The 11,777-nt window shown below is 70.9% G+C and carries 9 protein-coding genes; 5 read left to right on the forward strand and 4 right to left on the reverse strand.

Translation table 11 applies throughout. The features are described from left to right. Window positions 1–144: 144 nt before the first annotated feature. The 3 genes from G6045_RS34525 to G6045_RS34535 all read left to right on the forward strand — a co-directional run bounded on the left by G6045_RS34525 (window position 145) and on the right by G6045_RS34535 (window position 3,891). Window positions 145–1,098 (forward strand): protein phosphatase 2C domain-containing protein, encoded by a 954-nt coding sequence (locus G6045_RS34525; protein ID WP_408056400.1) that lies wholly within the window; start codon window positions 145–147, stop codon window positions 1,096–1,098. Between the two features lie 104 nt (window positions 1,099–1,202). Continuing rightward, window positions 1,203–2,945: a pyruvate dehydrogenase gene (locus tag G6045_RS34530; RefSeq protein WP_165336151.1), complete on the forward strand. Its 1,743-nt coding sequence runs from the start codon at window positions 1,203–1,205 to the stop codon at window positions 2,943–2,945. A 151-nt stretch (window positions 2,946–3,096) separates the two neighbouring features. Continuing rightward, a complete protein-coding gene (locus G6045_RS34535) occupies window positions 3,097–3,891 on the forward strand; it encodes a hypothetical protein (protein ID WP_165336152.1) in 795 nt (264 codons plus the stop codon). Between the two features lie 73 nt (window positions 3,892–3,964). Here G6045_RS34535 and G6045_RS34540 read toward each other — a convergent pair whose 3' ends face one another. After that, the gene (locus G6045_RS34540; protein WP_165336153.1) at window positions 3,965–7,021 is read right to left on the reverse strand and encodes an alpha-mannosidase; all 3,057 of its coding nucleotides are present in this window, start codon (window positions 7,019–7,021) and stop codon (window positions 3,965–3,967) included. A 243-nt stretch (window positions 7,022–7,264) separates the two neighbouring features. On the opposite strand from G6045_RS34540, the gene G6045_RS34545 reads away from it, so the two are divergent. Next, entirely contained in the window at window positions 7,265–7,708 is a 444-nt protein-coding gene (locus G6045_RS34545) for an ATP-binding protein (RefSeq protein ID WP_165336154.1), read from the forward strand. A gap of 70 nt (window positions 7,709–7,778) precedes the next feature. Here G6045_RS34545 and G6045_RS34550 read toward each other — a convergent pair whose 3' ends face one another. Together G6045_RS34550 and G6045_RS34555 are read right to left on the reverse strand one after the other, a co-directional pair. Continuing rightward, the gene (locus G6045_RS34550; protein WP_165336155.1) at window positions 7,779–8,831 is read right to left on the reverse strand and encodes a DUF2637 domain-containing protein; all 1,053 of its coding nucleotides are present in this window, start codon (window positions 8,829–8,831) and stop codon (window positions 7,779–7,781) included. Window positions 8,832–9,019: 188 nt separating this feature from the next. Continuing rightward, a complete protein-coding gene (locus G6045_RS34555) occupies window positions 9,020–9,883 on the reverse strand; it encodes a (2Fe-2S)-binding protein (protein WP_165336156.1) in 864 nt (287 codons plus the stop codon). A gap of 204 nt (window positions 9,884–10,087) precedes the next feature. Between G6045_RS34555 and G6045_RS34560 the strand changes: the two genes are divergently transcribed. Then, window positions 10,088–10,897 carry a GntR family transcriptional regulator gene (locus tag G6045_RS34560; protein ID WP_408056401.1) on the forward strand — a complete coding sequence of 270 codons (810 nt, stop codon included), beginning with the start codon at window positions 10,088–10,090 and terminating at the stop codon, window positions 10,895–10,897. Window positions 10,898–10,947: 50 nt separating this feature from the next. Here G6045_RS34560 and G6045_RS34565 read toward each other — a convergent pair whose 3' ends face one another. Further along, on the reverse strand, window positions 10,948–11,733 hold the full coding sequence (locus G6045_RS34565; RefSeq protein WP_165336157.1) for an SDR family NAD(P)-dependent oxidoreductase: 786 nt from the start codon (window positions 11,731–11,733) through the stop codon (window positions 10,948–10,950). Window positions 11,734–11,777: the final 44 nt, after the last annotated feature.

Raw genomic sequence — 11,777 nt, forward strand, 5'->3', positions numbered from 1 at the left:
CCTCACGACCGCGACCTCATCGCACCCCCCGGCGCCGAAATCCCCAGCGACCAGGCCCCGGTGGCCCCGGCCCACGCCCCCAGGCACGCCGGTGCGGCCGATGTCACCGAGGCCGTCCGGCGTTCCGCGACGCTGCCCAACTACGTGGGCGACGGTCCGCCCACCTACGACCCCGAGCCCGGCACCCTGCCGCCCGCCGACCCCGACGAGCTGACGGATCTCGTCGCGGACACCGTGCTCGACGGCGCCCGCTACGGCTCGTACACCCTGCGGGCCGGCTCGGTGCGCGGCGACTCCGCGCGCTACCGCGGTGAGGTGCGCAGGGACTCGCTGCTCACCGCCCGCTTCGGCAGCGGCGACGGTGCGCTGGTCCTGGTCGCCATGGCCACCGGCGCCCGCGCGACCCCGGGTGCGCACCTGGCCGCCGCCGAGGCCTGTCACTGGATCGGCCGAGCCGTCGGCCGCAGTCACGGGCGCCTCTCCGAGGACATCCGCACGGCCCGCCGCGGGGACCTCAAGTCGGGTCTGCACCGGCTGACCGACCGCAGCCTCGGCAAGCTGCGCGCGGGCGCGTCCGAGCGGGGCCTCGAACCCGAGGAGTACGCGGCCACCTCGCTGCGCTGCCTGCTGCTGCCCGCCGACCCCGAATGCCGCACCCGCGTGTTCTTCGGCGTCGGCGGCGGCGGACTGTTCCGCCTCAGGAACGGCGAATGGCAGGACATCGAACCCAAGGTCGCCGACACCGCGGGCGAGCCCGTGCTCAGCTTCGGCTCCGCCGCGTCCGAGACCCCCGAGGGCGACCGCCTGACCATGGACCTCGGGATCACCACGCTCCCGAGCCCGTACGACGAACCGCAGGGCCCGCCCCGCGAGCCCTTCCGCTTCCGCGCCTCGGTCGCCCGCCCGGGCGACACCCTGCTCCTGTGCAGCGGCGGCCTCGCCGAGCCGCTGCGGGGCGAGGCCGCCCTCGCGGGCGTCCTGAAGGAGCGCTGGGCCGAGACCGAGCCCCCGGGCCTCGCCGACTTCCTCGCCGACATCCAGCTCCGCGTCAAGGGGTACGCGGACGACCGCACGGCCGCCGCCGTCTGGGAGGCCTGAGGACCGGTACACCGGGCGACATACCGCCCCCATGCACGGATCATGGGCTGCAACGATCACCGCCGTACGTATCGCCGCATACGAGTACGAGGAGTGCAGACCCCATGGCCAAGCAGAACGTCGCCGAGCAGTTCGTCGACATCCTCACGCGCGCAGGTGTCCGCAGGATGTACGGAGTCGTCGGCGACAGCCTGAACCCGGTCGTCGACGCGATCCGCCGCAACGCCGCCATCGAGTGGATCCAGGTCCGCCACGAGGAGACCGCCGCCTTCGCGGCCGCCGCCGAAGCGCAGGTCACCGGCAATCTCGCCGCGTGCGCCGGCTCCTGCGGCCCGGGCAACCTGCACCTCATCAACGGCCTGTACGACGCGCACCGCTCGATGGCCCCGGTCCTCGCCCTCGCCTCGCACATCCCCTCGCACGAGATCGGGCTCGGGTACTTCCAGGAGACCCACCCCGACCAGCTGTTCCGCGAGTGCAGCCACTACAGCGAGATGATCTCCAACCCGAAGCAGATGCCCCGGCTGCTGCAGACCGCGATCCAGCACGCGGTCGGCCAGCAGGGCGTCAGCGTGGTCACGCTGCCCGGCGACGTGGCCGACGAACAGGCCCCCGAGAAGGCCGCCGAGACCTCTCTCGTCACCTCGCGCCCCTCCATCCGCCCCGGCGACTCGGACCTGGAGAAGCTGGTCCGTATGGTCGACGAGGCCGAGAAGGTCACGCTGTTCTGCGGCAGCGGTACGGCCGGCGCGCACGCCGAGGTCATGGAGTTCGCCGAGAAGGTCAAGTCCCCGGTCGGACACGCCCTGCGCGGCAAGGAGTGGATCCAGTACGACAACCCGTACGACGTCGGCATGAGCGGTCTGCTCGGCTACGGCGCCGCGTACGAGGCCACGCACGAGTGCGATCTCCTTATCCTGCTCGGCACCGACTTCCCGTACAACGCCTTCCTGCCGGACGACGTGAAGATCGTGCAGGTCGACATCCGCCCCGAACACCTCGGCCGCCGCTCCCGCCTCGACCTCGCCGTATGGGGCGATGTGTTGGAGACGCTGCGCTGTCTGACGCCGAGGGTGCGGCCGAAGAACGACCGCAAGTTCCTCGACAAGATGCTCAAGAAGCACGCCGACGCCCTCGAAGGCGTGGTCAAGGCGTACACCCGCAAGGTCGAGAAGCACGTCCCGATCCACCCCGAGTACGTGGCCTCGGTCCTCGACGAACTGGCCGACGACGACGCCGTGTTCACCGTGGACACCGGAATGTGCAACGTCTGGGCCGCGCGCTACATCAGCCCCAACGGCCGCCGCCGCATCATCGGTTCCTTCTCGCACGGTTCGATGGCCAACGCGCTGCCGCACGCGATCGGCGCGCAGTTCACCGACCGCAACCGTCAGGTTGTCTCGATGTCCGGCGACGGCGGATTCTCCATGCTGATGGGCGACTTCCTCACGCTCGTCCAGTACGACCTGCCCGTGAAGGTCGTCCTCTTCAACAACTCCTCGCTCGGCATGGTCGAGTTGGAGATGCTCGTGGCAGGCCTGCCCTCCTTCGGCACCGGCAACAAGAACCCCGACTTCGCCGCCGTCGCCCGTGCCTGCGGCGCCTACGGCGTGCGGGTGGAGAAGCCGAAGCAGCTCGCGGGCGCGCTCAAGGACGCCTTCAAGCACAAGGGCCCCGCGCTCGTCGACGTGGTCACCGACCCCAACGCGCTCTCCATCCCGCCGAAGATCAGCGCCGACATGGTGACGGGCTTCGCGCTCTCCGCCAGCAAGATCGTGCTGGACGGAGGGGTGGGCCGGATGCTCCAGATGGCCCGCTCCAACCTGCGCAATGTGCCCAGGCCTTGATATGTGAGGGCGCGGCCCTGCGGCGTGTCGAGATCATGCGGGGCGTGTCGGTGGGCCGTACGAGTGGACTAGGCGGCAGGGCGGCCGAGTCCGGCGATCGGCGCGGAAAGTGTCATTGAGTGATCGTCACACTTTCTCCACAGAAAGGCCCGTGCCACTCATGACCGCCTACCGCCGTGTCTCCGCTGTCGCCGTCGCAGCCCTCCTCATCTCCGGCATCGCCGCCCCGGCCGCCATGGCCGCCACCCCCGACCGTGCCCCGGCCGCCTCGGTCGTCGCGCCGGGCCCCAACACCGTGCTCGTCGGTGCGGGTCTCTCCCTCGACCTGGAGGACCTTCTCGACCTCGAAGCCCACGGCATCGTGGCCGTAGGCGTCGGCGGTGCTGCCGCCGTCGACGGCGAGGTGTCGCTCAAGGTCGGCAAGAACAGCGTCCTGACGCACAAGAACAAGAAGATCGTCGGCGGCAAGGTCCTGCTCCAGGGCGGCGTCGAGCTGCGCAAGGGCGGCAAGAAGGTCGTCGTCTCCGACGTCGCGGTCGACATCCGTACCGGTCTGATCACCGCCAAGGTGGGCGCCAAGGTCGGCGTCGGCTCGCTCGTCAGGCTCGGCTCGCTCGTCAAGTCGGACGAGGTGTACGCCCAGCTGCACGACCAGTCCAGCAAGGCCACGCTGTACCTGGCCGAGGACGGCATCGCGCTCAACGCCTCGGTCCTGGCGGACCTCGGCACCCGGATCGGCGCGTGCATCGAGGTCGACACGGACACCGTGGTCGACGCCGACCTCGACGTGGTCCTCGACCTCGCGGTCGGCTCCGTCGTCGACGTCGACCTGGTCGCCGCGCTCGGTCTCGACGTCGCCCTTGGCCTCGACGTGGACCTGGGCATCGACCTGGACGCGATCCTGGACCTGGACCTGGGTCTCGACCTGGACCTGGGCATCCTCTAACCAGCCCGCGCGTCACCCCTTCCTGTGCCCGGTCCCACAGCTCCCGTGGGACCGGGCACAGGGGCGTCCGGGCTCAGGCGGGCCGCAGCCGCAGCGTCACGATCTGGAACGGGCGCAGCGACAGCGTGAGCCCCGTCGCGTCCGTCTCCGCCGCGCCCACCGGCCGTTCGAGCAGGTCCGTCATCTCCGCCCGCGCCACCGGGAACGAGGCCGTGAGCCGGGCCCTGGCCCGGCCGCCGCGCGACTCGTAGAGCCGTACGACGACATCGCCGCTGCGGTCCTCGGCGAGCTTCACCGCCTCGATGGTGACCGCCGGGTCGTCCACCGTGATCAGCGGTGCCACGGCCGGCGCGTCCGCCACCCGCAGCGGCAGATTGAGCGCGAGGCCCTCGGCCACCGCGTCCCCGGTCGAGGCGCCCACAAGGAGTGCGTACGTGAACCGGTGCGTGCCCAGATCCGTCTCGGGGTCGGGGGAGTGCGGGGCCCTCAGGAGCGTGAGGCGGACCGTGGTCCCCAGGCCGTCCTCGTGCGGGGTGCGGGTGACGTCATGGCCGTACGTGGAGTCGTTCAGCAGAGCGACGCCGTAGCCCTCCTCCGCCACCCGCAGCCAGCGGTGCGCGCAGATCTCGAAACGGGCCGCGTCCCAGCCGGTGTTGGCGTGCGTGGGCCGGTGCACATGCCCGAACTGGATCTCCGCCGCCGACCTTTCGGCCTGGACGTCCAGCGGGAAGGCCGCCTTGAGCACCTTCTCGGACTCCTGCCAGTCCACGTCGGTGACGATGTCGAGCCGCCGGCTGCCGGTCGTGAGACGGATCTCCTGGGTGATACGGGAGGAGCCGAAGGCCCGCACCACCCGCACGACGGCCCGCAGCGCGTTCACCTCCACCAGCTCCACCGACTCGGCGGCCGTGAGGTCGGTGTGCTTGCGCCGGTAGTGCTTGTCGATGTCCCAGGCGTCGTACTCGTTGGGGTGGTCGGGGTGCAGCTGGAGCAGGTTGCCGCGGGTGCCGGGCGCGAGGACCTCACGGCCGGCGTCCAGGTCCCGTACGGACGTGAGGAGTCCGTCGGCGTCGACCGTCACGGCCAGATGCTCGTTCGCGAGCAGGATGCCCTCGTCCGTCTCCTGCGCCGTGAGCGCCGAGTCCCGGGTGTGGGCGGCGGCCACGGCGAGGCTCTTGGTGGCCAGACCCTGGACGTTGACGTGCACCGGTCCTTCCGGGGTCTCGACGACCTCGCTTCGGGCGTACGGCGACGAGTTGAGCACGGACGGTCCGGCCGGGCCGCCGAGGTGGCGCACCGCCTCGGCGGTGAGCGCGTCGAGTTCGGCGAGGACCTGTCCATAGGTCTCCCGTGCCTCGCGGTGCACCCAGGCGATCGACGAGCCCGGCAGGATGTCGTGGAACTGGTGGAGCAGGACCGTCTTCCACAGGCGGTCAAGGGCGTCGTACGGATAGACGTACTCACTTGATCGCAGCGCTGCCGCCGTGCACCACAACTCGGTCTCCCGCAGCCGGTGTTCGCTGCGTCGGTTGCCCTGCTTCGTCTTGGCCTGGGTGGTGTACGTGGCCCGGTGGAACTCCAGGTACAGCTCACCCGACCAGACCGGGGCGGCCTCCGCGTACTCCTCCTCGGCTGCCTGGAAGAACGCGGACGGCTTCTCGATCTCGACCCGCGGAGAGCCCTCGAGCGAACGCAGCCGGCGGGCCCGCTCCAGCATCTCGCGGGTGGGACCGCCGCCGCCGTCGCCCCAGCCGAAGGGGACGAGGGAGCGTGAGGCGCGGCCCTTGTCGGCGAAGTTCTTCTCCGCGTGCGCCAGTTCGCTGCCGAGGAACTGCGAGTTGTACGTGTCCACCGGCGGGAAGTGCGTGAAGACCCGGGTGCCGTCGATGCCCTCCCACCAGAACGTGTGGTGCGGCATCTTGTTCGTCTGGTTCCAGGACAGCTTCTGCGTGAGGAACCAGCGCACGCCCGCGAGCTTCGCCAGCTGCGGGAAGGCCGCGGTGTAGCCGAAGGAGTCCGGCAGCCAGATCTCCTCGGTCTCGACGCCGAGCTCCTCCTGGAAGAACCGTTTGCCGTGCACGATCTGCCGGGCGAGCGCCTCACCGCCCGGCATGTTCGCGTCCGACTCCACCCACATCGAGCCGACGGGCGCCCAATTGCCGTCCGCGACCGCCTTCTTGATGCGCTCCCAGATGTGCGGCTGGTGCTCCTTGACCCAGGCGTACTGCTGCGCCTGCGAGCAGGAGAAGATCAGCTCGGGATAGTCGCGGGCGAGCGCGGTGACATTGGCGAAGGTGCGCGACGCCTTGCGCACCGTCTCGCGCAGCGGCCACAGCCAGGCCGAGTCGATGTGCGCGTGGCCGGTCGCCGAGATGCGGTGGGCGCTGGCGGCGGCGGGTTTGGCGAGTTCGCCGGAGAGCGCGGTCCGCGCGGCGGCGGCCGTGCCCGGTACGTCATGCAGATCGAGCGCGTCCAGCATGTCCTCCAGGGCGCGCAGGATCTCGTGGTGCCTGGGCCGGTCGGCCGGCAGCTCCCGCATCAGCTCCGAGAGCACCTCGATGTCGAGGACCAACTGCCATACGTCCACGTTCAGTACGGCGAGGTCGGCAGACGCGAATCTGTAGATGGGCCGATCCCCTGCGGTCAGGATGTCGCCCAGGTGCGTGGGTGTGAAGTCGCGCAGGACGGCCGGGTTCGCGGCCGCCTCGAACAGCAGTTGCACCCCCTCGCCGCCCTCCGCGCGCTCCGCGACGGTCAGATGCCGGTTGTGCGGGTGAATTCCCTTGAGCGGTACACCGGTCGCGTCGTACAGCATCCCCTCGGCCTGGAACCCGGGACCGTCCCCGCTGAACCCCGGGTCGACGACCACCTCCACATGCCGGCCCGCCCACTTCGCCGGTACGGCGCCTTCCAGGCGGAACCAGCTGGTGGACCAGGGACTGCCCCATGCGGTCCCCGCCGCAAAGGGGGCATAGGCGGCCTCCAGGGCCTCGCCCACCGGCACCGGCTCGCCCGGCGCATGCCATACGGAGAGGGAGAGAGGCACCCGCTCCCCGTACTGGGCGGGGCGGATGAACTGGCGCAGGGCACGTTCCAGACGCCCTTGCACCAGCTTTCGGTCGTCGTGCATCACGGCTCCTGTTCGATTGCCGGTCGGCTCACACGCGCTGCTCCTGATGTTCCCCGCTTCCCGCCCGAAGGCCCCGATACGCCGCGCCCTGCGCTTAGTTGAGGAATCGACATGCGTGGTGCCCGGGATGGGCGGGAATGCATCCCGTGAACCTGTTCGAGGGAGCAGGGCCACCGGAAGCACGTGAGCGAGTACGAGCAAGGACGCAGAAGGGGAGCAGCCATCGGCGCACGGGGCGGGGTCATGACAGGGCAGGCAAGGCAGTGGTCGGCCGGCAGTGCCACGGCGCAGGGGGAGAAGGCATCTCTCAGGTGCAGACTCGGACGCTCCGATCTGCGGGCGGTGCCCGAAGTGCGCCGCGCGCTCAGGGAGTTGCTCGCACAGTGGGGCAAGCCCGGACGCTCGGAAGTGGCGGAGCTGCTGACCAGCGAGATAGTCACCAACGCACTGGTGCACACGGAGTACGACGCGGTCCTCACCGCGACCCTCGAGCCCGAGCGGCTACGGGTCGAGGTGCGGGACTACACGGACCGCAGGCCCAGGGCGCGGGTACCGCACGCCGACGACGGTACGCGCACCAACGGCAGGGGTCTGCTGCTCGTCCAGTCCCTGGCGGACGCCTGGGGTGTCCGCCCGTACGGATCGGGAAAGGTGGTGTGGTTCGAACTCGACAGCGGCCCGGCCTGACGTGACGCAGGACCGGACCGCCGCGCGATGTGGGGGCGCCCCGAGGGGGCGCCCCCGACTGTTGTGACGCTCAGCCGAATTGCTGCTCCAGATCCTTGAGCTTCTGCTCGAGGGAGTCCAGTCGTGGAAGCGTCTGGGTGTCGTCCTCCGCGGTGAGGTCGACGGGGACCGGACCGTCAGTGGCGGTCACGGCCTGCAGGGAGGGCCGGGTGCGTACGGGCAGTTGCTCCGCACTCGCTATGGCAGGCTCCCCGACGGACTGCGGACTGCCGGCGCCCGGCGCGACCGCCTCGACCTCGAGCCGATTGCCCGTACGGCGGCCGCCGTTGATGGCGTGGCCCCGGCTCACGGCCTTGAGACGGGCGCGCTCCATCCGGTCGTGCTCGCGCCTGCGCAGCCGGTTCTGCTCCTTGTCCTTGCGGTCCTCGCGTACCTCTTCGACCGCCTCGTCCAGGGTCCGTACGCCTTCGAGCAGCATCAGCGACCAAGCGCCGAAGGTCTCCCGCGGCGCACGCAGCCAGCGCACGATACGGATCTGCGGCAGCGGACGCGGCACCAGGCCCTGCTCGCGCAGTGCGGCCCGGCGGGTCTGCTTGAGCGCACGGTCGAAGAGCACCGCCGCGCTCAGCGACATCCCCGCGAAGAACTGCGGCGCGCCCGCGTGACCCAACCCCCGGGGCGCGTGCACCCAGTTGAACCAGGCAGCGGCGCCCGCGAAGGTCCACACGAGCAGGCGCGAACCGAGCGCCGCGTCGCCGTGGCTGGCCTCGCGCACCGCGAGGACCGAGCAGAACATCGCCGCACCGTCGAGGCCGAAGGGGACCAAGTACTCCCAGCCGCCGGACAGGTTGAGGTTCTGCCGGCCGAAGCCGACCAGGCCGTGAAAGGAGAGTGCGGCCGCGACGGCGGCACAGCAGAAAAGGAGAAGGTACGAGGCCGATCCGTAGATGGCCTCCTTGCGTCGGCGCCGCTCCTCGCTGCGCTCCCAGGAGTCCTGCTCCGCCGCGGCGGCCTTCGCGCCGGCCCGCTTGCCGCGCGTGAGCACCGCGACCGCCACCAGCATGCCGAGCAGCAGCACCCCGCCGGGAAGCAGCCAGTCCAGCGATATGTCGGTCATTCTCATCTGGGTCCCTTGCGTCTGCACTGACGGCGTTTCGCCGACATCCTGGCGCAGAAGCGGAGGGGCTCACGGGCGTTTCCGGGCAAGAGAACGCCAAGGGGGTCGGAGGGGCTACGGATGGGTGGTTTCTGGTCGAACTGCCGTACTGGCAGGGCGAGGTGCGTTCGAGCAGTCCCACTCGATCGGGTGGTTCAGCGGGAGTTGCTTGCGCTCAGCTTGACGATCCGTTCGGCATCGCACGTACGCGGGCACGTCACACAGGTGTCGTCGGGGCGCAGCGTGTAGAAGAGGCAGCAGCTCGCGCGGTCCCGCGTCGGCAGCGATTCGCCGTTCGGTCCGGTGAGCTCACGGAACGCCGGCGTCCCCACGTACGGCTTCGTGGTGCCGGGGAGCAGCTCCTCCAGCTCGGCCATCGCGCGGCGCTCCTCGCCGAGGAGATGCGCGATGTACCAGAGGCCCTCGACGATCTCATCGGTCGCCATGCCCCACAGCGCGCGCGGCCCCCGCCGCATCCGCGGTCCGAAGCCTTCGAGCACCGGACCCAGGTGCTCGGCGACCGCCGCGCGGACCTCCGCCATCAGCGCCGCTTCGTCGGGCACGACCCGTGCACCCGGCGAAGCGGCCAGTGGATCACCCGGCAGGCAGGCGAACTCCTCGATCCGTACGGCCATCTTTCCGAGCGTGCGCTGGAAGGTGACGTTCGCCACGGGCACGCGCGGCACCCGGCGCCTGAGGAACCACGGGACGGTGATCAGCAGACAGGCCGGCCAGGCGTAGCGGTGCAGGCCGAAGCTGGCGATGACGTCCGGGCGGGCCTGCTGCCCGTAGTCCCGGAGCACCTGGGCGTCGTCCCAGGCAAGAAAGGCGTCGAGAGCGGCCCCGCCTTCCGCGAGCCGGGCGGCTGCGACCCAGCCACCGCCCTGCGGGGCCTGCTCACCGTCGCCGAGTTCGTGCACCACGAGCCCCCCGAACACCTCGGTCAGGCGCGCGTACGCATCCGCGACAGCCGACGGGGCTGCGCGTACGGCGCCTGGCAGAGCGGCGTCAAGGGACATGCGGGGGACCACCGAATCGCGATCGTTAGCAGGTAAGCCTTACCTTACCCTGTGGATTCGATGTTTGAACTGCGGGTGGTCTGTGCGGGTCAGGGACGCCCGCGGGCCGAGGTGCAGGGCTTTTCGACAGGGGCGCACCGAATGCCTATCTTCTTACGTGGGCCGAGCGGCCCGGTGGACAGGATGGCGCGGGAGGTGACCCACGTGGAGCAGGCGCGCACACGAGGCGTCGCCGGGCCGGCGTACCCGGCCGTGGCGCACATCCCCGCCCAGATGACCCGCGAGCAGGCTCGTGGCGCGCAAGGCGGCGGCTCGCTAGGCGGCGGTGAGCAGGTCCGGGGCGAACAGGTCCGCGGTGAGCACACGCACAGCGAGCCGGCGGCGCCGATCCCCGTCCAGCGTCATTCCGTACGGGGCCAGATCCTCGAAGCCCTGCGTGCCGCCCTCGTCGGCGGTGATCTGGAGCCCGGCGAGGTGTACTCGGCGCCCGTGCTCGCGGCCCGCTTCGGGGTGTCCGCCACTCCCGTACGCGAGGCCATGCAGCAGCTCGCCCACGAGGGCGCCGTCGAAGTCGTGCCCAACCGCGGCTTCCGCGTGGCCGAGCGCAGCGCCCGCGAGCTGGCCGAACTGATCGAGATCCGCTCGCTGTTGGAGGTCCCGGTGATGCTGCGCCTCGCGCGCACCGTGCCGGCCGGGCAGTGGGCCGCGCTGCGGCCGCTCGCCGAGGCGACCGTGACGGCGGCGGCGCGCGGGGACATCGCCGCGTACGTCGACGCGGACCGCGCCTTCCACGGCGCGATCCTCACCCTGTCCGGCAACCAGCAGCTGGTCATGGTCGCCGACGACCTGCACCGCCGCTCCCAGTGGCCGCTCGCCACCGGTCCGGTGCACGTCCGCCGCGCCGACCTGATCGCCGACGCGGCGGAGCACACGGCGCTCCTGGACGCGCTCGTGGCGCAGGACCTCGCGGTGGTGAACTCGCTGGTGCGGGAGCACTTCAACGGGGCCCAGTAGCGGCGCCGTCGGCGCTGGGGTTTCGGGGTGAGGTGGCCGAGAAGCCGCCCTTACGTCGCCGAGAAGCCGCCGTCCACGAACAGCGTCTGGCCGGTCATGTAGCGGGCGGCGTCGCTCGCGAGGAACAGGGCCGGTCCCGCGAAGTCCTCAGGGGTGCCGTTGCGGCCCATCATCGTGCGGTTCGCCATCGCTTCGACGCGGGCCGGGTCGGTGAACACCGCCTCGGTGAGCGGGGTTTCGACGAAGCCGGGGCCAAGTGCGTTGACGCAGACGCCGTTACGGGACCAGGCCTCGGCCTGGGAACGGGTGAGGGCGCAGATCGCGGCCTTGGAGACTCCGTACGCGCCGCTGTTGCCGAACGCGCGCAGGGACTGCTGGGACGCGAGGTGGATGATCCGGCCCCAGCCGCGTTCGGCCATCTTCGGGCCGAAGCGCTGGCCCAGGAGGAACGGGGCGTCGAGGTTGACGGCCATCGTCGTGTCCCAGTCGGCGGTCGTCAGGTCGTCCAGTGGGGGACGGAGGTTGATGCCCGCGGAGGTGACCAGGATGTCCGGTTCGCCGTACGGGCGCACCGCTTCCTCGGCGGCCGCGCGCAGGGCGTCGCGGTCGCCGACGTCGGCGATGACGGAGCTTGCCTCCAGGCCCTCTTCGCGCAGGGCGCCGACCGTCTCCTTGAGCGCATCGGCCCCGCGGGCCATCAGGACGACCCTTGCTCCCGCCCGTGCCAGGGCGGTGGCGATGGCCTTTCCGATGCCGGAGCTTCCGCCGGTGATCAGGGCGGTGCGGTCGGTGAGGCCGAAGTGGGTGGTGAGGTGCGGGGTCGGGTCGGTGCGCATGGGGTGATCTTGCCGGATGGGTTTCCGTGCGCTCGGGTTGGGGT

Source organism: Streptomyces mesophilus (assembly GCF_011044995.1).
Classification (GTDB): Bacteria; Actinomycetota; Actinomycetes; order Streptomycetales; family Streptomycetaceae; genus Streptomyces; species Streptomyces mesophilus.

Coding starts and splice junctions, on each gene's coding strand:
- G6045_RS34530 (WP_165336151.1), top strand. CDS start 1,203: ATGGCCAAGCAGAACGTCGCCGAGCAGTTCGTCGACATCCTCACGCGC.
- G6045_RS34540 (WP_165336153.1), bottom strand. CDS start 7,021: ATGCACGACGACCGAAAGCTGGTGCAAGGGCGTCTGGAACGTGCCCTG.
- G6045_RS34550 (WP_165336155.1), bottom strand. CDS start 8,831: ATGAGAATGACCGACATATCGCTGGACTGGCTGCTTCCCGGCGGGGTG.
- G6045_RS34555 (WP_165336156.1), bottom strand. CDS start 9,883: ATGTCCCTTGACGCCGCTCTGCCAGGCGCCGTACGCGCAGCCCCGTCG.
- G6045_RS34545 (WP_165336154.1), top strand. CDS start 7,265: ATGACAGGGCAGGCAAGGCAGTGGTCGGCCGGCAGTGCCACGGCGCAG.
- G6045_RS34565 (WP_165336157.1), bottom strand. CDS start 11,733: ATGCGCACCGACCCGACCCCGCACCTCACCACCCACTTCGGCCTCACC.